The following is a 20,449-nucleotide window of genomic DNA, read 5'->3' as shown; positions in this document are numbered from 1 at the left end:
GCTTGGGAAGTGCGTGTCGGAGCCGACCGTTAACGGAATACATCATGGCAAAGACAAAGCACCCACTCCTGATGCTCGGCATGATCCTGGTACTGCTTGCCGGTTGCGAAAGCAAGACGCCACCCCCGGCGAACGTGATGGAGGTGCCGGTTGTCACCGTCGCCACCCGGGATGTGCGCATTCCCCTGGATGTGATCGGCGAGACCATCGGCTCCACCGACGTGACCATCCGCGCGCGGGTCGACGGCTTCCTCGACGGTATCCACTTCAAGGAAGGCACCTTCGTCGACAAGGGCGCGCTGCTCTACACCATCGATCCGCAGCCGTTCCAGGCCAAGGTTGCCCAGGCCCAGGCAGTACTGGCGCAGGCGCGCACCAGCCTGGTGAAGACCAAGGCGGATCTCGACCGCATCCGGCCGCTGGCCGAGATCAATGCGGTCAGCAAGCTGGACCTGGACGCCGCGGTGGCCAACTACGAGGCGGCCAAGAGCTACGTGGACGCGGCCAGGGCGCAGGTCGAGCTGGCGCAGATCGAGCTGGGCTACACCAAGATTCATGCGCCCGAGCGCGGCCTGATCGGCCTGTCCGAGGCCGAGGTGGGCGACTTCGTCAGCCAGCGCAACAATGGCGGGCTGCTCAACGTGATCTCGCGCACCGACCCCATCGCCGTGCGGGTGTCGATCACCGAGCGCGGCTATCTCGACGCTGCGCGGCGCCTGGGCGACCGCCAGCAGGCCAGCCCCGCCCAGGGCGGCATCGAGGGGATGGAGCGGCCGCTGTCGCTGATCCTCGCCGATGGCAGCCTGTACGAGCAGCGCGGCGTGCCGACCAAGGTCGACCGCAACATCGACCCCACCACCGGCGCGCTGACCATCGAGGCCGAGTTTCCCAACCCGCAGGGGCTGCTGCGTCCGGGCATGTTCGCGCGCATCCGCTTCGACGCCGACGAGATCAGGGGCGCTATCCTGCTGCCCCAGCGCGCGGTCAGCGAACTGCAGTCGGTGCATCGGGTGTTCGTCATCAAGGCGGACGACACCGTGGAAGTGCGCCAGGTCCAGGTGGGCCAGCGCCTGGGCAGCGACTGGGTGATCCAGTCCGGTCTGCAGGCGGGCGAGCGGGTCGCGGTGGGCGGACTGTTGCGCATGCGCCCGGGGATGACCGTCAAGCCGCGCCCGGCCGACGCCAGCGAGCTGCCGCCGGTGGCCGGAGGCAGCAAAAATGGGTGAGTTCTTCGTTCGCCGGCCCATCTTCGCGATGGTGATCTCGATCATCATCCTTATCGTCGGTCTGGTGGCCATGGGGCGTCTGCCGGTTGCCCAGTATCCCGACATCACCCCGCCCGAGATCAAGGTGGAGACCACCTACGACGGCGCCAACGCGGTCAACGTCGAACAGTCGGTGGCCACGCCGCTGGAGCAGAAGGTCAACGGCGTCGAGAACATGCTGTACATGAAGTCGACCAACGCCGGCAACGGACAGATGACCCTGTCGGTGGCCTTCGAGGTCGGCTCGGATCTCGACATCTCCAACGTGCTGGTGCAGAACCGCGTCTCCGAGGGCTCCGCGCAACTGCCCGAGGACGTCAAGCGCAGGGGCGTCAAGGTCAAGAAGGCGCTGGCCTTCCCGCTGATGCTGGTGACCCTGCGTTCGCCGGGCGAGAGCTACAACGCCGACTTCCTCACCAACTACATGTCGATCAACGTCCTCGACGAGATCGCCCGCATCCAGGGCGTCGGCCAGGTCACCATCTTCGGTGGCGCCGACTACGCCATGCGCATCTGGATCAAGCCCGACCAGCTCAGCCGGCTGGGGCTGACCGTGCCGGACATCGTCACCGCCGTGCAGCAGCAGAACGTGCTGACCCCGGCCGGCAAGCTCGGCGGGCCGCCGGCCGCGCCGGGCACCGAGTTCGCCTACGCGGTGCAGACCCGCGGCCGCCTGGAGACCCCCGAGCAGTTCGGCCAGGTGGTGGTGCGCTCCAACCCGGACGGCTCGCAGGTGCTGCTGCGCGACGTGGCGCGCATCGAACTGGGCGCCGAGACCTACAACCAGATCGGTGCCTTCGGCTCCAAACCGGCCGCCGTGCTGGCGGTCTACCAGTTGCCCGACGCCAACGGCCTGGAGGTGGCGGACAAGATCCGCGCCGCCATGGAGCGGATGAAGGAGCGCTTCCCGCAGGACATCGAGTACGTGATCTCGCTGGATACCACCAAGCCGGTGTCGGCGGGTATCGAGGAGATCGTGCATACCCTGTTCGAGGCCACGGTCATCGTCACCCTGGTGGTGTTCATCTTCCTGCAGAACTTCCGCGCCACCCTGATCCCGACCCTGGCGGTACCGGTGGCGCTGGTCGGCACCTTCGCGGTGTTCCCGCTGCTCGGCTTCTCGATCAACACCTTCTCGCTGCTCGGCCTGGTGCTGGCCATCGGCATCGTGGTGGACGACGCCATCGTGGTGGTGGAGGGGGTGTCGGAGAAGATGGAGCGCGGCATGCCGCGCCGCGAGGCGACCATCGAGACGATGAAGGAGGTCAGCGGCCCGGTGATCGCCACCGCGCTGTCGCTCACCGCGGTGTTCGTGCCGGTGGCCGCCATGTCGGGGATCACCGGGCGGCTCTACCAGCAGTTCGCCATCACCATCGCCATCTCGGTGTGCATCTCGGCGATCGTCGCGCTGTCGCTCAGTCCGGCGCTGTCGAGCACCCTCCTGCAGCCGCACGGGCATGGCAGCCAGGGCTGGCTGGGACGCTTCTTCGCCGGCTTCAACCGCGTGCTCGACGCGGTGACCAACAGGTACATCGGCCTGACCAGCCGCTTCACCCATCGCCCGCTGCGCGCGCTGGCGGTGCTCGGCGTGCTGGTGCTGGCGCTGGTGTGGCTGTTCCGCACCGTCCCCGGCGGCTTCGTGCCCGAGGAGGACCAGGCCTACCTGATGGCCAACCTGCAGCTGCCCGACGCCGCCTCGCTGGAGCGCACCCACGCCGCCGCCGCCAAGGTCGAGGCGATCCTCGCCGCCGAGCCGGCCATCGAGTCGTACACCACGGTGACCGGCTACAGCTTCCTGTCCGGCGCCTCGTCGACCAACAACGCCTTCTTCTTCATCCAGCTCAAGGAGTGGAAGGAGCGCCCGGCGGCCGAGGACGTGGCCAACCGTGTCGCCCAGCGCCTCAATGGCAAGCTGGCGTCGATCAACGAAGGGATCGCCATCGCCTTCGGCCCGCCGGCCATTCCCGGCCTGGGAACCGGCTCCGGCTTCTCGATGATGCTGCAGGACCGCGTCGGCAACAGCCCGGACTACCTGGCCGAGCAGACCCAGGCGTTCATGGAGGCCGCCGCCAAGCGCCCCGAGCTGACCGGTCTGTACACCACCTACCGGGCCACGGTGCCGCAGATCTACCTGGACGTGGACACGCAGAAGACCATGAAGCTCGGCGTCGAACCGGCGGACGTCAACCAGACCCTCGGCGCCTTTCTCGGCGGCGCCTACGTCAACGACTTCAACCGCTTCGGCCGGCTGTACAAGGTCTACGTACAAGCGGAAACCGACTACCGCAAGGACCTCGCCGACGCCTCGCTGTTCTACGTGCGCAACAACAACGGCGAGATGGTGCCGATGAACACCCTGCTCACCGACGAGTCCACCAACGGCCCCGAGTTCACCTACCGCTTCAACATGTTCCGCGCCGCCGAGGTCACCGGCCGCCCGGCGCCGGGTTACAGCTCGGCGCAGGCGCTCAAGGCGCTGGAGGAGGTGTCGGCGCAGGTGCTGCCCAGCGACATGTCCTACGCCTGGAACGCCATGTCCTACCAGGAAAAGGCCGCCGAGGGCTCGGGCAGCATGGTGTTCGTCATGGCGCTGGTGTTCGTGTTCCTGATCCTCGCCGCGCAGTACGAGAGCTGGTCGCTGCCCTTCGGCGTGCTGTTCGGCACGCCCATCGCCATCTGCGGCGCGATGTTCGGCCTGTGGCTGGCGCGGCACTTCAGCCCCAGCTACGAGAACAACGTGTTCGCGCAGATCGGCCTGGTGATGCTGATCGGCCTGGCGGCGAAGAACGCCATCCTGATCGTCGAGTTCGCCCGCACCGAGATCGAGAAGGGCAAGGGGCCGGTGGAGGCGGCGCTGGCCGCGGCGCGCCTGCGCTTCCGGCCGATCCTGATGACCTCGTTCGCCTTCATCCTCGGGGTGATCCCGCTGATTCTCGCCAGCGGCGCCGGCGCCGAGGCGCGCAAGATCATGGGCATGACCTCGTTCGCCGGCATGCTGACCGCCACCCTGGTCGGCGTGGTGCTGGTGCCGGGGCTGTTCGTGATCGTCGAGAAGTATCTGGGCGGCAAGAAGAAAAAAGCGGCTGCAGGCGCCAGCAGCGAGGAGGCCAGGCCATGAAGGGATTCGCCAGAAGGCCGCTGGCAGCGGCCATGCTGTTGAGCGGGCTGCTGCTTGCCACAGGTTGCATGGTCGGCCCGGATTACCAGCGCCCGCCGCTCGACCTGCCGGCGACCTGGAAGGAGCCGGCGCCGACCGATGCGTCGTTCGCCAATCTCGACTGGTGGGAGCTGTTCGCCGACGACCGGCTCGATGCGCTGATCCGCGAAGCGCTGGCCAACAACCGCGACCTCGGCGTGGCCGTGGCGCGCATCGAGGAGGCGGCGGCGCTCCTGCGCATCGAGCGGGCCAACCAGTACCCGTTCCTCGATGCCGAGGTCGGGGCCGGACGCTCGTCGCAGAGTCGCAACATCCTGCCGACCGCCGAGACCGAGAGCAGCTACTTCTTCAACGGTGCTGCCTCCTTCGAAGTGGACCTGTGGGGCAAGCTGCGCCGCTCCACCGAGGCGGCACGGGCGGAGCTGCTCGGCACCGAGTCCAGTGCGCGCAATGTGACCATCTCGCTGATCTCCACGGTGGCCAATACCTACTTCCAGTTGCTCGACCTCGACGACCGCCTGCGCATCTCGGTGCGCACGCAGAAGTCGCGCGAGGACGCCCTGGCCATCATCAAGGCCCGCTATGCCAAGGGCACGGTGCCGGAGCTCGACGTCAACCAGGCCGAGATCGAGGCTGCCGACGCCCAGGCTTCGGTGGCCGCCTTCGAGCGTGCGGTGCGCCAGACCGAGAACGCGCTGAGCGTGCTGGTCGGCTCGCGCCCGCGGGACATCGAGCGCGGTGCCGAACTGGCGCAGCAGCACATGCCGGTCGAGGTGCCGGCCGGCCTGCCGCTGACCTTGCTGGAGCGGCGACCGGACATCCTGGCCGCCGAGCAGCAGCTGGCCGCCGAGACGGCCCGCATCGGCGTGGCCCGGGCCCAGCGCCTGCCGTCGCTCTCGCTGACGGCGAGCTTCGGCTACGCCAGCCGCGATCTGAGCGATCTGGTCGAAGGCGACAGCGAGAACTGGAGCGTCCTCGGCAACATCTTTGCGCCGATCTTCAACGCCGGGCAGCTCAAGTCGATCGAAGAAGCGCAGCGCCAGCGCGCCGAGCAGGCTCGGCTGCGGTATGAGCAGGCGGTGCTCGACGGTCTGCGTGACGTGGACGACTCGCTGACCGCCCTGCGCACCTCGCAGGCCGAGCACATCGCCCGGCAGCGCCAGCTGGAGGCCGCGCGCACCGCGGCGCGCCTGTCGCGCGCGCGCTACGACGGCGGCCTGGTGAGCTACCTCGAGGTGCTCGATTCGGAACGCAGCCTGTTCCAGGCGGAGCTGCTCGAGTCGCAGACCCGTCGGCAGCAGTTGGGCGCGGTGGTGACCCTGTACCGGGCACTGGGCGGAGGCTGGTCACCGTCCGACGACCAGTGAGTGTCTGGCGAGGAGGTCGTATGTCGCTGAGATGGCATCTCCTGCTGGGGATTCCTCTGTTGTGTTCCGCCTGGCTGGGCGCGCCCGCCCAGGCCGACGAAGTCATGGATGGTATCAGGGCGCGGGGCGAGCTGCGCTGTGGCGTGAGCGAGGGCATCCCCGGCTTTTCCGAGCAGGATGCCGCGGGCCGCTGGCGTGGCATCGACGCGGATTTCTGCCGCGCGGTGGCCGCGGCGCTGCTGGGGGATGCCGAGAAGGTGGCGTTCGTGCCGCTGCGGGCCTCCACCCGCTTTCCCGCGCTGATGGCACGGCGGATCGACCTGCTGGCACGCAACACCAGCTGGACGCTGACCCGCGAGGCGCTGCTGCAGGTGCAGTTCCCCGCCGTGCTGTTCTACGACGGCCAGGCGTTCATGGTGGCCAGGTCCTCCGGCATCGGCCGGCTGGCCGACCTGCGCGAGGCCAGCGTCTGTGTGGTCAAGGGCACCACCCATGAAGGCAATCTGGCCGACTACGCCCGTATCCATGGCCTGGCCTGGCAACCGCTGGTGATCGACTCGTCGCTCGCCGTGGCGGAGGCCTTCTACGCCGGGCGCTGCCAGGCCTGGACCGCGGATGCCGCGCAACTGGCCGCCATGCGTCTGCGCGCTCCGGGAGGTGCGCAGGACTTCGTCATCCTGCCGGAGCGCATTTCCAAGGAACCGCTGGGCCCGGTGGTGCGGGGCGATGATCCGCAATGGACCCGCCTGGTGCGCTGGGTGCTGTATGTCCTGGTGCTGGCCGAGGAGCATGGCCTGACCCAGGCCAATGTCGAAAGCAAGGTCCGCGAGTTCGGTGGCCCGACCGGGAGCCTGCTGAACGGGCAGGACGTCCGGCTGGCGCAGGCCATGGGTGCGCAGCCCGATTGGGCGATACGGGCAGTGCGCGCCGTGGGCAACTATGGCGAGCTGTACGAGCGCAATCTCGGTGCGGCCAGCCCGCTGCACATCGAGCGCGGGCTGAATCGGCTATGGAGCGACGGCGGGCTGATGTACGCCCCGCCGATCGACTGACAGGAGTGCGCGCTGATGACCGATCTGCAGATCTATCTGACCCTGGCGGTGTTCTCGGCGGTCATTCTGGCGATCGCCTTCGACGTGATCGACATGGCGGTCGCGGCGCTGCTGGGCGTAGGGGTGCTGCTGGCGGCCGGCATCCTCACCGACAACGACCTGATCGCGGCTCTGCGCATGGCGGGCGGGCCGCTCTCGTTGCTGTTCGGCGGCATGGTGGTGGCGCGCGTGCTGGCCAGCACCGGGCTGTTCGAGCGGGTCGGCGGTTTGTATCTGCGCGCCACCGGCGGCAGCGGCCGGCGCTTCCTGATCCTGCTGGTGCTGCTGGTCGCGCCGGTCTGCGCCTTCCTGCCCAACGCCACCACGGTGATCCTGCTTGCCCCGGTGATCATCGGCGTCGCCCGCGCGCTGAAGGTGGATTTCGTCGGCCCCATGGTGGTGACGGCCATCGTCAGCAACGCCGCCGGCATGCTGACCCTGGTGGGCGATCCGGCGACCTTCCTGGTCGGCAGTTCGATCGGTATGAGCTTCGTCCAGTACCTGCGCACGGTCAGCCTCGCCGGCCTGCTGGCCGTGCTGGTGGTCATTCCGCTGCTGCCGCTGCTGATGCCCGCGGTCTGGCAGGCGCGCATCGAGCTGCCGCCACCGGCGCCGGCGATACCGCTGCAACGGCCCTGGTTCGCCTTGCTGGCGCTGGCCGTGTTGGCCCTGATGGTGCTGCTGTTCCTGTTCGGCGAGCAGTTGCCGGTGCGCATCGTGCCGCCCTCGGTGGCGATCATCGCCGCCGGACTGGCGCTGCTGATCGTCTATGCGGTGCAGGTCGAGCCGGTCGAGGCGGTGCTGCGTGACATCGACTGGAAGACCCTGGTGTTCCTCGGCGCGATCTTCTGCCTGGTCCAGGCGTTCACCCAGACCGGGCTGCTGCAGGGCCTGGCGCTCAAGCTGCACGAGTGGTTCGGCACGCAGTTCGCGCTGGTGGCGCTGGCGCTGCTGGCCGGCATCGGCCTGTTGTCCAGCCTGCTCGCCAACATTCCGGTGGTGGCCGCCGCGCTGGTGATGACCAAGGGCTATCTGGTGGCCGCCGAGGTGGTGCCGGAGATCGCCCTGGGGGCGGGCTTCACCGACTGGCCGGCTGCCAGCCTGCCGGTGTTCATCGCCCTGATGTTCGGCGCCACCCTCGGCGGCAACGCCACGCTGATCGGCGCATCGTCGAACATCGTCACCGTCGGCATCTGCGCCGCGCAGGGCGAGAAGATCAGTTTCGTGCGCTTCTCGCGCTTCGGAGTGCCGATCACCCTGGTGCAGCTAGGCGTGTCGGCGCTGTACGTGATCGGGCTGTTCTGGCTGGCGCGTTGAGCGGGGCATCGCTGCCCGCGTCGCGCCAGAGCGGTGCTCCCTGCCGGGCCGCTGGCCGGCAGGGAGCACCGCGGGTCTAGGCTCTGTACGAAGAGTGTCTGACCTTTGCTCGGCTGACTTTTCGTACAGGCCCCTAGTCCTCGACCAGTGCTTCCAGCCGTCCCGAGCCGACCGCCTCCACCAGGGCGGCGTGATCCTGCTCCGTCTGGTCCGCATAGGCCACGGCGAAGTCGCCGATGGCTTCGTCGAAGTTGTCCGCCTTGCCCAGGTAGCCGCTGATGGTGGCGGCGTCCCCGGCCTTGGCATGGGCGCGGGCCAGGGTCAGACCGCACACCTCGGCGTAGCGTTTGAGCTGCACTCCGGTGAGTCCCTCGACCGGCAGGGAGAACTTCATGTCGCGCAGCTGGCGTACGTAGAAGTCGTGCCCCTTCCTGCCGTGTGCCCAGCCGAGGAAGATGTCGCTCGACGACTGCAGGAGCCGCTGGCCGTTCACCACGCGCTGGCCCTGATGCTGGTAGCGGCTCTTGCCGGCATAGGGTTCGAGCACCGAGGGGCAGGCTTCCTTGAACTGCAGCAGCAGGGGATGGTTCTCCGCGGAGAAGAACAGGCCGACGAAGCAGCGGGTGCCGACGCTGCCGATGCCGACCACCTTCATGGCGAAGTCGTGCAGGCGATAACGGTCGAGCAGGGTACGGCGTTCATCCGGCAGCGACAGCCGGTAGTCGCTGAGCGCACTCTGCACGCGCTCCTCGAAGTCCTTTTCATGCACGTGGAAGAGGATCGGTGGCTGGTCTTGCAGACGGTGCAGGCCGGCCACCTGGGTGACGATCTTGGGGAAGATGTTTTCGTCGACCCGCTCATGGGCCTTGTCGGCCAGCTGCTGGCGCAGCTTGCGGGCCTTGTCGTCGGGGGCCATCTCGATGAGGGTGTCCATATCCAGGCGCGAGTACCACACCTCCAGCGGGCTCATCTTCGAGTATTCGCGCAGGTTTTCCCGGTAGGCGCGCACGCACTCCAACGCGGCATCGCGGGCCTCGCCATCCGACTGGCGATTGTCGCGACCGGCGACCACGAAGCTGGCGGCCAGGCGCTTGACGTCCCATTCCCAGGGCGCCGGCAGGCTCTCGTCGAAGTCGTTGATGTCGAACACCAGATTGCGCTCCGGCGTGGCGAAGAAGCCGAAGTTGAGCAGGTGGCAGTCGCCGCAGGCTTGCACGTAGATGCCGGTGCTGGGGGTGGTGGCCAGATCGTGGGCCATCAGGCCGGCCGAGCCGCGCAGGAAGGTGAAGGGGCTGCGCAGCATGCGTCCGTAGCGGATCGGCACCAGCTCCTGCAGGCGATCCTTGTTGGATTTCTCGAGGATGGCGATGGGGTCGCGGCCCTTGGCCGGCGGTTTCCAGGCGGCATGCTCGGCGCGCGGGAGCTTCTCGCGCAGGGCGCGGCCGGCGGCGATGCACTCCTCGCGGGAGTGGAACACCGGTACCGGCTCGCTGAGATGATCTGCATGGTGCTTGCGGGTCTTGCCGGATGAGCTTTTCTTGCCTGCCATGATGCCCCCTTGCATCGGCGGCGCCTCGGGCGGGGCGCTGCCGGTAAGACTTGTCGGCCCTAGAAGGGTTTGCCCAGATAGAAATAGAAGCTGTCGTTACCGTCCTCGGCCCGGCCATAGCCCAGATAGACCGGGCCGAGCGGGCTGTCGGCGGCGATGAAGACGCTGGCGGATTTCAGCCAGTCCTCGGTGTTGCCGGGTACCAGCGGGTTGCCGATCTGGCTGGCTTCGAGGGAAAAGCCGCTGTAGGCGCCTTCGAAGATGCTGCCCTCGAGGATGCGGTGGTAGTACATGAGCCGGCCGAACTTCAGTTGCTCGCCGAGCAACTGGCCGGTGGCGTAGCCCGAGCCGGTCAGGAAGCCGCCCCACTGGAACTGGTCGTAGCGCGGCAAGGGACTGCTGCCGGCCTTGTCGCCGACCTTCACGGCGAAGTTCAGGGTGTGGTTGCCGAACGAGTAGACCGCATTGGCGTCGGCGTCCCACCTGGTGTAGTCGTCATCGGCGCCGAGCGAGTCCTGGGAGTCGAAGACGAAGGCGCCGGCGCGCCAGCCCGAGCGGGGGAAGTGCACGCTGTCGAGCTGGTCGAGCTTGAGCTGGGCACGCAAGGCCCCCTGGGTGATGCGCGATTCGCCAGGCGAGAGGCTTTCCGGGCCGGTATCCAGTTGCGGCTTGAGGCGCCCGCCGACCGCGCCGAGGCGGAATTCGCCGTAGCGGCTGAACTGGCTGCCCACATCCACGCCGCCGAGCATGGAGGTCATCTCGTAGCTGGCCACGCGATCGTCGTCGCGGTAGAGGTCGGTGGTGCGCCGCTCGATGGCGGCATGGGGGGCGACGAAGAAGGGACTGTCGGCCTTGAACGGCTGATAGAACTCGGTGTACAGGCCGCTGGTGTGGCCGAGCTGCACGTCGGTGCGCCACTCGGCGCCGCGGTCGTTCAGCCAGGTCTTGCGGTAGCTGCCGAGGATGTTGAAGAAGGCGTCGCCACTGAAGTCGCTGGACAGGCCGAGGCCGAAACGCACGTAGTTGGGGCCCCAGGTCTTCTCCACGGCATCCACGGCGAGGATGCGCTTGCCGGGCTCCTCGACGAAGCGGTAGTTGACGTGTTCGAAGTCGCCGGTGCCGTAGATCCGGCGCATGTCGCTGTCGAGGGTGTCCTGGTCGATCTTCTCGCCCGGCCGGGTGTCCATGGCTGCCTGGGCGGTCTTCGGATTGACGCGCCTGAGGTTGTCGAAGCGTACCTCGTCGACCGGCCGCAGGTCGGGAACCACCGCGATCGTCTGGCCCTGGCGCAGCGCAGCGTACTCGGCGGGCGGCAGGGACAGCCCGGCCAGGCGGTCGGCGACCTGGCGCGCCGCCGCCTCGCCGATCGGCGCGATCTTCTCCAGATGGTCGAAGTCGCCGGTGGAGAAGTCGCCCAGATCCGGGGAGATGAGGATGTCCCTGGGCGTCAGGGTGGCCAGCGAGGCCTGCACGTTCTGCTCGGTGAGTATGCTGAGCATCTGGTTGGACACGCCGAAGATGCCGCTCAGCTCCTCGCGCTTGAGCAGCGGGGTGCCCACGTTCACGGCGATGATGATGTCGGCGCCCATCTCCTCGCGCGCCGTCTGCACCGGCAGGTTGCTGGTCAACATGCCGTCGACCAGGATCATGCCGTCGAACTCCGCCGGCGCCACTGCGCCGGGCACCGACATGCTGGCGCGCATCACGTTGGCCAGTTCGCCCTGGTTGAACACCACCGCCTTGCCGGTCACCAGGTCGGTGGCCACGGCCCGGTAGGGAATCGGCAGCCGGTCGAACTGGTAGTGCCCCTTGGCCTTGGACAGCCGGCGCAGCACGGTTTCCAGTTGCACGCCGGTGACGATGCCCTTGCCGAACTTGACCTGACCGTTCTCCAGGCCGACCTCGGGGGTGAACAGGATGCTGTAGTCGTCCTCCTTGCGCCGCATCGAGCGCTCCTGGCGCGGCGGGTCCTCCTTGAACAGCAGCTCGGTGGAGATGGTCTTGAGGATGGTGTCCATCTCCGCTGTGGAGGTGCCGGTCGAGTAGGCAGCGCCGACCAGCGCGCCCATGCTGGTGCCGGCGATGCAGTCGACCGGCACGCGGTATTCCTCGAGCACCTTGATCACGCCGACGTGCGCCGCGCCGCGCGCGCCGCCGCCGGAGAGCACCAGGCAGATCTTCGGCCGCTTGAGGCCGTTCGCGGACGGGGCTGGGTCGGCCACTGCGGCCAGCGCGACTGGCGCGGCGATCAGCGCCATGCCCAGGGCGATGAGGCTGATCCGATCACGCATTTGCATCCTTTATTCTCCCTTGCGTTGCGTCGGTCTGCGGGGGCACTTACCCTCAGGGCGAGCCGGCCTGCTGGTTGCCGGATGCCTCGCTCGGCCACGGCGTTTCCTGCTGCCGGATGCGCCGGGAAAAGTCCGCGGCGGCATCGGCGGCCTGGGCGCGCGCGTTGACGTGCACGCGCCGCTGCAATTCGGCGAATGGCAGGCCATGGCTGGCCAGGCGGCCCTGCTCGTAGAGGTATTCCGGCAGGTAGCCGCTGGCGAGGATCTTCCAGTCGAAGGGCAGATGGCTCGGGTTGACCCGGGTATTCATCCAGATCGTGGTGGTGCAGTTGGTGGTCAGGGTGTTGTAGAACTCCGGGTGCTCGCGGAGCCCGTTGATGCGCTTGAGGTATTCGAGGAACAGGCGCCGGGCATTCTCGAGGTCGCCCTGCAGGCGGTAGATATAGACCTGCTCCGGCGGGGCGTGGCGGTAGTTGGTGCGCAGGCGGATCACGTCGCGCTCGTCGGCGACCACGTAGTAGAGCTCGTACTCGCGGAAGAAGCCCTTGAGGGTGGAGTAGTCTTCGCCCATTTCCTTGCGCGTCTCGATGGAGATGGCTAGGTGGTCGTTGTCGCCGAAGTCGAAGCTGAGGAAGACGTGGGCGATGGCCGGACCCATCCAGTAGACGGCGACCAGGTCGACGCCCTGCAGCTTGCGCAGGTCGAAACGCTTGGCGTACCAGGCCGGGGTGTAGTCGGTCTCGCTGCGGTAGGCGAAGTTGCGGATGTTGTGCACCGTGACCAGGTCGCCATTGATGGTCGCGTAGGGCAGGGCGGCCACGTCGCGTTGCCAGACCCGCTGGTTGGACGGCTCTATCGTTTCCCACCAGACCAGCATGACGACGAACAGGACGAGGTAGCTGCCCAGCGCGCGCCAGCGCCAGGTCGGCATGGCCAGGGCGATGAGGGCGGCGAGCGATGCGATGGCGAAGGCGATGACCAAGGCGTTGCGCAGGGTGGCATCCTGCGGCCCCCTGTAACTGAGGGCCAGCGTCCCCCAGGCGCCGACAAGGACGATGGCCAGCCCCAGCAGCACCAGAAAGGTCGCCGCGACAAAGCCGAGTGACTTTTTCCTCATGGGGCCCCCGCCAGGATGCTGTTCCTTCGCTTCGGACTGCGAGGGCTCTGCGGCGCTGCAGTCGGGTTACCTGGTCTGGGCTGCCGGATGGTCGGGCATGCATGCTTGCACGGGGCCGCTGCTGCCGGCTCACGTCAAGGCATGCAAAAACAAGCAGATAACCGACTTCAAGTGTGGTCGCTTTGCGTGAACTGTCCAATTTTTGACGCGACCTCTGTCGCCACCGCAGAGACCCGTCTGCCTTGGACCTGGCGGGTGGTGACGTGGCGATTGCCCTGGCCGTGGTCGGCGGACCAAACTTGGCTGAACCTTCCTTGCGGCCTGGCCGCTCCGGCAACTGGAACACCGATGACCCTGATCGCCACCCTGACCATGAATCCGGCAATGGACCTGTCGACCAGCACCGCGCGCGTCGCGCCGACCAGCAAGCTGCGCTGCAGCCTGCCGCGGCATGATCCGGGCGGCGGCGGCATCAATGTGGCGCGGGTGGTGGCCACCCTGGGCGGGCAGGTGGTGGCCGTGTATCCGGCCGGCGGCCCGTTCGGCGACATGCTGGTGCGCACCCTGGATGAACTGGGCCTGCCGCAGCGGCGCGTGCCGATCACCGGCGACACCCGCGAGAGCTTCACCGTCGACGAGGGCGAGACCGGCCTGCAGTACCGCTTCGTCCTGCCCGGGCCGACCCTCTCGGCGCTCGAGCAGCGCGCCTGCCTGGACGCCATCGCCAGCCTGCAGCCGTTGCCCGGCTATCTGGTGCTCAGCGGCAGCTTCCCGCCCGGGGTGACGGTGAGCTTCTTCGACGAGGTGGTGGCGCTGGCGCAACGCATCGGCGCGCGCCTGGTGCTGGACTGCTCGGGCGAGGCGCTCAAGTACGCCGCAGCGCGTGGCGGCATCTACCTGATGAAGCCGAGCCTCAGCGAACTGGCCAGCATCGCCGGCCACGCCATCGCCGACGAGGCGGGGCAGGAAGCCGCGGTGCGCGACCTGATCGAGCGCGGCGTGGCGGAGATCGTCGTGCTGTCCCTCGGCGGCGAGGGCGCGGTGCTCGGCAGCCAGGCCGGCGTGCAGCGCTTCCGCGCCTGCAACGTGCCGGTACTCAGCGCCGTCGGTGCCGGCGACAGTATGGTCGGCGCCATCGTCCTCGCCCTGGCCAACGGCGAGGGCCTGCACAGCGCGGTGCGCTACGGCATCGCCGCCGGCTGCGCGACCATCATGCGTCCCGGTACCGAACTGTGCCGGCGCGAGGATGTGGAACGGCTGTTCCGCGAGTCCTGAGCCAGGCCGCTCTGTCGCTACAGATTGCCGAACGGCGCGATCCGGGACAGCCACTTCTCGTAGCGGGCGAAGGCCACGCGGCCGCAACACAACGCCGGCCCGATCAGCAGCGCGGCGCCCGCCAGCCCTACGGCCGCGCCAATGGTGGACTCGAACCAGGCCATGGCCAGAGCGAAGAGAGCGAACAGTACGCCGACCAGCGCATAGCCTCGGCGGGCGGCGCTCTGCTCCGGATAGCGGTCGAGCATGGACATCCTTTTCTCCGCTCCTTGCAGTGGGTTCAGAAGGCAGCCAGCTCGGCCTGCAGGCTGGGGAAGTCGGGCCGCTCCAGCACCCTGTCGGCGAGGCACTGGTCGCGCAACCCGGTCAGTCGTCGCAGGCGCTCCGGCTGGTCGGTCGCCGGGCAGCGCTCCAGCAGCTCTTCCAGCAGGTAGCCAAAGGCGCGTACCTCGATGCGTCGCAGCGCCCCAGCCTGCGCAGGCAGGAAGGAGGCGGCGCCGAAGTCGCCGAGCAGGCTGTCGCCGTCCGCGTTGACCAGCAGGTTGTGGGCATACAAGTCGCCGTGCAGGATGCCGCGCTGGTGCAGGTGTGCCACCGCCGAGGCCACGCCGCAGGCGATGCGCAGCGCCTCGTCGACGCCGAAGCGTCGCCCGGGCGCATAGCAGTCGCGGGTGCAGCTGGCCAGCGAAGGCGGGCCGGCCAGCGGGCGGAAGTCGGGATCGATCAGCTCCATGAGCAGGCCGGGCGTGGCATTCGCCGCCGTGTCCAATGGGCCGGCGACGCCGATCAGGTTGGGATGGCGGCCGGCGGCGAGACAGGTGGCCATCTCGCTGCGCGGCAGGCCGTCGCTGGTCACTTCGCCCTTGAACAGCTTGGCGGCCATCGCCTGGGCAGGCTGTCCCGGCCGCTGCCATTCGGCGCGGTGGATGATGCCGGAGGCGCCCTGGCCGAGCACCGGACCGAGGCGGATCTGCTCGCGGGCAATCGCCGGCAGCGCGTGGCGGTCAAGCGCCTGCGCCTCGCCGGCGTCGCTGCACGGGTTGCCGGCGAAGGCCAGCCAGGCCAGGCGCGGCAGCTCGGTCAGCCAGTCGGGCAGGGTGTCCAGGCGGTTGGCGGCGATGCGCAGCAGCTCCAGGCGATGCAGGTCGGCCATGCTGGCCGGCAGTGTGCGCAGGCGGTTGCCGGCCAGCGCGAGCTTCTGCATCCGGCTGCAGCTCCCCAGTTCGGTGGGCAGGCTGTCGAGCTGGTTGTCGGTGAGGATCAGCCAGCGCAGTCGTGGCGGCAGGGCGCTGGCCGGCAGATGGCGGATCCGGCAGGACTTGAAGCCGATCATCTCCAGCTGCGGACATTCGCCGAGCATCTCCGGCAGGGCGGTGAAGTCGTTATCCGAGCAGAACAGGATGCGCAGCTTGCGCAGGCGCGGCAGTTCGGCCGGCAGCTCGCGCAGGCGGTTGCCGGTGAGGTTGAGCACCTCCAGGCTGTCGGCGAGGGCGAAGATCTCGCTGGGGAGTTCGCTCAGGCCGGCGGCGAGATCCAGGCGGCTGGCGCCGGCCAGCTCACCGCGGCGCAGTCGTTCGAGGGTGTGCATGTATCGGTCGTCGCAAGGCGCGGTGGGTCAATCGGCGTCGTGTGTCCCGAGGCCCTGCCTGCGCGCGGCCAGACGGATCAGGATGCCCTGGGTGATCGGGATGATGACGAACACCATGCCGACGATCATCTGCGGCACGATGATCGCCGCCACCTGCCATTCCGGCCGGCCGGCGATCACCGGATGCCACAGCTTGAGCAGCAGGGTGATCAGCAGCCAGGCGGGCAGCAGGATAGCGGCGGCCAGCTTGGCGCGGGCGAGGAAGATCGGCACGTTCACACTGCCCGCTCGAAGTAGGTGGCGGTCGCGGTCAGGCGGGCAACCTCCTTGACGTAGGCGCGCACCGCCGGCGGGAAGGCGAGGTCCTTGACCATGCTGAGGTTGCGCAGGCCGGGGTAGAGCAGCACGTCGTCCCAGCCCAGGGTGTCGCCGTGGGCGCTCGGCGGATCGAGCGGCGGCAGCGTGGCGAGCATCGCCTCGACGGTCGCCTTGTGCTCGGCGGTTTCCGCCAGGGCCTGGGCGAACGGGCGCTGGATGATCTGCTCCTTCTTGGCCTGGAAGTAGTCGCGGGCCGCCTGGGTGGCGAACTCGGGGGCGCCGATGGCGATGTCGCGCGGGAACAGCAGGCACCAGATCGCCAGGCGCACCTGGTTCATGTGCTCCTGGAGCGGCAGATAGTCGCCGTGCGGGCGGATCAGCCGCGCCGGATCGCCCAGCTCGTCCAGCTTGCGGGCGATATCCAGGCTCTCGCCCATGGCGCGGCCGTCGTCGAACTGCAGGATCGGCACCTGCTTGGCGCCGATCAGCGCGAAGCAGCTCGCCTCGTCGTCGTTGAGCAGGTAGACCTGCTCGACCGCTACCTGCTTGTAGTGGGCGACCATCTCGGCACGCACGCAGAACGGGCAGTGATCGTACAGATAGAGCTTCATGCAGCCTCCTTGGCGGTTCAGGCTGCAGAGTTTACTCCTTCATTCCTCGCTGCGGCGGATGTCCAGGCGCAACGAGCGGATCACCGCCTGGCCGTCGGCGACCTGCAACTGCGCGGTTTCGTGGAGTTCCAGCGCCTCGCTCTCGCCGTCCTTCTCCAGCGTTTCGTGGATCAGCGAGAAGGCCAGCACGCCGCCCTCGGCAGCCAGCAGTTCGGTGCTGGCGCGCGCGTAACGGTAGCCGTCGACCCGATCGAAGGTGGCCTGCCACAAGGCAGCCAGCTGGTCACGGCTCATGCCGGTCCAGACCGGGCTGTCCGGCAGGCGCACGCTGATGCGCGCCTGCGCGTCGATGGCCGCGACCACGGCCTGGCCGTCGCGACGCTGGACGGCGGCGTCCGCGGCGGCCAGCGTCGCCAGGACAGCCTGGCGGTCGGCCGGCTCCGGCTGGCTGGTGATCCTCTGCTCGCCTGCCAGGCTGGCGAGGAACTGGCGGGCGCCGGGATGCTCGCCCTCGCTCGCGGCCGTGCGGATCCACTGCAGGCCGGCCATGGTCTCGCCGCTGTCATGGAGGTGTTTGCCCAGCGCCCACTGGGCGTCGGCGCTGTCGTTCTCGGCCGCCCGGCGATACCACTCCAGAGCCTGGTCGCGGCTGGCGGGCACGCCCAGGCCGAGGTCGTAGGCCTTGCCGACTTCGTACATGCCGATGGGGTCGCCGGCTTCGGCCGCGCGTCGATACCAGGCCAGCGCCTCGCCGGGGTTGCGCTCGACACCCTGGCCGGCGGCCAGCATGTTGGCCAGGTTGAGCATGCCCTGGCGATTGCCGGCCTCGGCCAGGCTGCGGAAGCGGGTGTAGGCCTCGTCGAACTGTCCCATCTTGTACACCGCGTAGGCGTCCAGCGCCTGGATCATTTCGCGGGCGACGCGCTGCTGGTCGTCGACCGCGAGGGCGCCGGTACAGACCAGCAGCAGCGGGAGGGCACGGCACAGGACGGAGCGGCCGGGTTGGCGGAGCATGATCGGGCACCTTCGACGGATGGATGCCGCGATCCTGTGGCCTGCGCGCGCGACTGTCGCCTGTACCATGGTGCCGGTCGGCTACGACCTCGGTGGCGGCTGGTCCGCTTCAGGGGCGCTCGGCGTACTGCGGCAGGTCGTCGTGGATCTCGCACCATTCGGCCTTGGAGCCGACGAAGATATGGGCGGTCGGCTTGCCGTCGATGGGCGTGTCCAGGGTGCCTATGCGCAGGCGCAGCAGCTCAGGCTGCCCCGGACGGCGGCTGTACAGTGGCGAGCCGCACTGGCCGCAGAACACGCGGAACACGCCCGGCGAGGACTGGTGTTCGGCCAGCGCCTCCTGCCCCTTGAGGATATGGAACTCGCTGGTGTTCACCGAGGCGTTGGTGGCGAACGCCGAGCCGTTGGCCTTGCGGCAGCGCGAGCAGTGGCACATGACGATGGGACCGAGTTCGCCGCGGATTTCGTACTGGACCGAATTGCACAGGCAACTGCCTTTGAGCATGGCGCTCTCCTCTGGGCTGGCTGGCGGTTATCGCCGGGGTTGGCAGCTTAACGCCGGCGAGGCGGGCAAGGGCAAGCGGGTTATGCCGTTCCGCCGGTCGATACGGGTATCCGGCGCCGTCGCCGTTGGCCGAGCAGTCGAATTTTTGCATTTCGACGACACGGATCTGACGAATTCTTCACAGTCGTTCGCATAACCTGACTGCACTGAGAGTTTCCCCTTTGGCCCCGCCCCGTGCGGGGCTTTTTGTTTCTCCGGCCGGTGTAGCGGGCCGATTGTTACCCGGTACGGAAAAAACCATCTCCTGAGCCGGCATTTTTCGTCCTGCGCCTTCCCGGTAACGTGTGTGCCAAGGCCAGCGAGGCCTTGCTGAGAGACTTGCAGGTCATTACCAGGCTGCCCCTGGCTGGTAATGGCCGTTTTTTTGTCGGTCATCTCACGGCAGCACGGCCAACTCCTCGACCCAGACCAGCTCGCAGGCACCGTTGCCGGTGTCTTCCCGGCTCAGCGAGCTGACCCAGCGGAAGCCGTCATCGCCCTCGACGCGGATTAGTTGGCCAGAGAGGCGGATGCGCGCCCCCGCTTGCAGACTGCCGAGGACCGATGCCACTTCGGCGTTGCCCGGAATCATGTGCATGTTGGCGCTATGTGTTTCGATTTCCCGGCGTGGAATGGGGAAGTCGTCGGTCCGCCAGTAATACCATCTGTTGCTCTGGCGGATATCGATCCGGCTGGAGATGGCCGGGTCGGCCATCGGCCCCCAGCCCAGGGCCAGATCGGTGGGCGAAAGCTGCGCGCCGCGGTCGAAGCGATAGTCTTCACGCCCTAGCACCACGGCCTCTTCCAGCTGGAAGGGTTGCAGGGCCTGCAGGCGGTGATTGCCGATCCGCAGACCGCCACCGGTCAGATCGCCGCTCACCCGGGGAGTCTGGGGCGACGGAGACAGCACGATCCACGCCAGCCACAGGGCGGCCAGCCATACGGTCAGCTTGAACAGGTGCTTGAGGTTCATCGCGCTGAGAGTCCGGGGAATAGGGCAGCGAGTTTAGCCGTGCCGGCACCACGTGCGCTGCGGCTTCGTGCTATGTTCCGCGCCTTGCAACGTGCTCTGGAATCACCGATGAAATTCATTCACCAACGCGAGCAGCTCAACGAGGACGATCTGGTCATCATCGAAAGCTCGCAGCCCTGCAACATCCGCCTGATGAACGACGCCAACTTCCGTGCCTTCAAGAATGGCGCCCGGCACAACTACATCGGCGGTCACTTCGACCGTTTCCCGGCGAAGATCCGCGTGCCGAGCAGCGGCTTCTGGAACATCACCCTCGACACCGTGACCCGCCGGCCGATCAGCGTGACGCGCAAGCCGAAGCTGGATTATTCGATCAGGATCCGGCGGGTCAAGAAAACGCAGTGATCGGCTGCCGGGGCGACTGATCCCGGTGTCTCCAGCCCGTCCGGTTCAAAGCGGTTCCAGCTCAGCGGTCGCGCCGGGAGCGGTAGCCGAGCCGGATCATTTGCAAACCGGGCGCAAGCATCACAGCCTTTTGGCCAGTACGTTGAGCTCTTCATCGAGCGGGCCGGGGCGCAGGTCGGTCTCCCGGTAGCGCTTCCAGTAGCGCAGGCGGGCCGGGACCGTGGCGAGGCTGTCCTTGAGGCGCACGCCCAGGATCGGCAGGCCCCTGGCGACGGCCAGTTCGACCTCGCGCTCGATCAGCGGACTGTTGTCGCCGATCAGGATGATTGCCGCATCGCAGCTTTCCATCATGCGTCCCAACTGCTCGTCGATGGCCGTGTCGCCGAGCTGGGCGAGCTCCTCGGTGACGAACACGAACTTGCCGCAGACCAGGCGCAGAAAATTCTTCTGTTCGCTGGGCAGCGCGCGAGCCAGCTCCCGGTCGTGGAAGTTGTAGGAAACGAAGATGCTGCGGGCCATGGCGGATCCTTGAAGAGGGGTATTGCCCGGTCGATCGCCATCGGGCCA

Annotated in this window: 18 protein-coding genes; 7 read left to right on the top strand and 11 right to left on the bottom strand. The window is 67.9% G+C overall.

Annotated features, from left to right (window positions below; all coding sequences use genetic code 11):
- The first annotated feature begins 44 nt into the window (after positions 1-44).
- Genes BLT78_RS07490 through BLT78_RS07470 form a run of 5 tightly spaced genes read left to right on the top strand, consistent with a single transcriptional unit; the run spans position 45 to position 8,197 of the window.
- A complete protein-coding gene (locus BLT78_RS07490) occupies positions 45-1,226 on the top strand; it encodes an efflux RND transporter periplasmic adaptor subunit (RefSeq protein WP_090348378.1) in 1,182 nt (393 codons plus the stop codon).
- Positions 1,219-4,383 (top strand): efflux RND transporter permease subunit, encoded by a 3,165-nt coding sequence (locus tag BLT78_RS07485; RefSeq protein WP_090348377.1) that lies wholly within the window; start codon positions 1,219-1,221, stop codon positions 4,381-4,383. The genes BLT78_RS07490 and BLT78_RS07485 overlap by 8 nt, the downstream gene beginning before the upstream one ends.
- Positions 4,380-5,789 (top strand): efflux transporter outer membrane subunit, encoded by a 1,410-nt coding sequence (locus BLT78_RS07480; RefSeq protein ID WP_090348376.1) that lies wholly within the window; start codon positions 4,380-4,382, stop codon positions 5,787-5,789. Before BLT78_RS07485 ends, BLT78_RS07480 begins: the two co-directional genes overlap by 4 nt.
- Before the next feature lie 20 nt (positions 5,790-5,809).
- Positions 5,810-6,841: an amino acid ABC transporter substrate-binding protein gene (locus tag BLT78_RS07475; protein ID WP_090348375.1), complete on the top strand. Its 1,032-nt coding sequence runs from the start codon at positions 5,810-5,812 to the stop codon at positions 6,839-6,841.
- A gap of 15 nt (positions 6,842-6,856) precedes the next feature.
- Positions 6,857-8,197 (top strand): ArsB/NhaD family transporter, encoded by a 1,341-nt coding sequence (locus BLT78_RS07470; RefSeq protein WP_090348374.1) that lies wholly within the window; start codon positions 6,857-6,859, stop codon positions 8,195-8,197.
- A gap of 133 nt (positions 8,198-8,330) precedes the next feature.
- Here the strand turns inward: BLT78_RS07470 and BLT78_RS07465 are convergent, their stop codons facing one another.
- The 3 genes from BLT78_RS07465 to BLT78_RS07455 are packed head-to-tail and all read right to left on the bottom strand — an operon-like array spanning position 8,331 to position 13,154.
- Positions 8,331-9,746, bottom strand: a complete 1,416-nt coding sequence (locus BLT78_RS07465; protein ID WP_090352192.1) for a DUF2252 domain-containing protein — start codon at positions 9,744-9,746, stop codon at positions 8,331-8,333.
- Positions 9,747-9,805: 59 nt separating this feature from the next.
- Entirely contained in the window at positions 9,806-12,043 is a 2,238-nt protein-coding gene (locus tag BLT78_RS07460; protein WP_197673153.1) for a patatin-like phospholipase family protein, read from the bottom strand.
- Positions 12,044-12,089: 46 nt separating this feature from the next.
- Positions 12,090-13,154, bottom strand: a complete 1,065-nt coding sequence (locus tag BLT78_RS07455) for an Lnb N-terminal periplasmic domain-containing protein (protein ID WP_090348372.1) — start codon at positions 13,152-13,154, stop codon at positions 12,090-12,092.
- 348 nt (positions 13,155-13,502) lie between these two features.
- Between BLT78_RS07455 and BLT78_RS07450 the strand changes: the two genes are divergently transcribed.
- Positions 13,503-14,429 (top strand): 1-phosphofructokinase family hexose kinase, encoded by a 927-nt coding sequence (locus BLT78_RS07450; RefSeq protein ID WP_090348371.1) that lies wholly within the window; start codon positions 13,503-13,505, stop codon positions 14,427-14,429.
- A 17-nt stretch (positions 14,430-14,446) separates the two neighbouring features.
- On the opposite strand, the gene BLT78_RS07445 is transcribed toward BLT78_RS07450, so the two are convergent.
- The 7 genes from BLT78_RS07445 to BLT78_RS07415 all read right to left on the bottom strand — a co-directional run bounded on the left by BLT78_RS07445 (position 14,447) and on the right by BLT78_RS07415 (position 19,477).
- Entirely contained in the window at positions 14,447-14,683 is a 237-nt protein-coding gene (locus tag BLT78_RS07445) for a hypothetical protein (RefSeq protein WP_090348370.1), read from the bottom strand.
- Positions 14,684-14,709: 26 nt separating this feature from the next.
- Positions 14,710-16,017, bottom strand: a complete 1,308-nt coding sequence (locus BLT78_RS07440) for a leucine-rich repeat-containing protein kinase family protein (RefSeq protein ID WP_090348369.1) — start codon at positions 16,015-16,017, stop codon at positions 14,710-14,712.
- 27 nt (positions 16,018-16,044) lie between these two features.
- A complete protein-coding gene (locus tag BLT78_RS07435; protein ID WP_090348368.1) occupies positions 16,045-16,296 on the bottom strand; it encodes a hypothetical protein in 252 nt (83 codons plus the stop codon).
- A complete protein-coding gene (gene grxB / locus BLT78_RS07430) occupies positions 16,293-16,946 on the bottom strand; it encodes a glutaredoxin 2 (RefSeq protein WP_090348367.1) in 654 nt (217 codons plus the stop codon). Before grxB ends, BLT78_RS07435 begins: the two co-directional genes overlap by 4 nt.
- Positions 16,947-16,985: 39 nt before the next feature.
- Positions 16,986-17,960: a tetratricopeptide repeat protein gene (locus tag BLT78_RS07425; RefSeq protein ID WP_157719504.1), complete on the bottom strand. Its 975-nt coding sequence runs from the start codon at positions 17,958-17,960 to the stop codon at positions 16,986-16,988.
- Between the two features lie 109 nt (positions 17,961-18,069).
- The gene (locus BLT78_RS07420; protein WP_090348365.1) at positions 18,070-18,465 is read right to left on the bottom strand and encodes a GFA family protein; all 396 of its coding nucleotides are present in this window, start codon (positions 18,463-18,465) and stop codon (positions 18,070-18,072) included.
- Positions 18,466-18,901: 436 nt separating this feature from the next.
- Complete coding sequence (locus BLT78_RS07415; protein ID WP_090348364.1) at positions 18,902-19,477, bottom strand: hypothetical protein; 576 nt, start codon at positions 19,475-19,477, stop codon at positions 18,902-18,904.
- Between the two features lie 108 nt (positions 19,478-19,585).
- Here BLT78_RS07415 and BLT78_RS07410 point away from each other — a divergent pair, with 108 nt between their 5' ends.
- On the top strand, positions 19,586-19,882 hold the full coding sequence (locus BLT78_RS07410; RefSeq protein ID WP_090348363.1) for a DUF1883 domain-containing protein: 297 nt from the start codon (positions 19,586-19,588) through the stop codon (positions 19,880-19,882).
- Positions 19,883-20,002: 120 nt separating this feature from the next.
- Here BLT78_RS07410 and BLT78_RS07405 read toward each other — a convergent pair whose 3' ends face one another.
- The gene (locus BLT78_RS07405; protein ID WP_090348362.1) at positions 20,003-20,401 is read right to left on the bottom strand and encodes a TIR domain-containing protein; all 399 of its coding nucleotides are present in this window, start codon (positions 20,399-20,401) and stop codon (positions 20,003-20,005) included.
- Positions 20,402-20,449 lie beyond the last annotated feature (48 nt).

Source organism: Pseudomonas oryzae (genome assembly GCF_900104805.1).
GTDB classification, from domain to species: domain Bacteria; phylum Pseudomonadota; class Gammaproteobacteria; order Pseudomonadales; family Pseudomonadaceae; genus Geopseudomonas; species Geopseudomonas oryzae.
The sequence above is the reverse complement of the archived record's forward strand: the minus strand, read 5'-3'. Positions and strand labels throughout refer to the sequence as shown.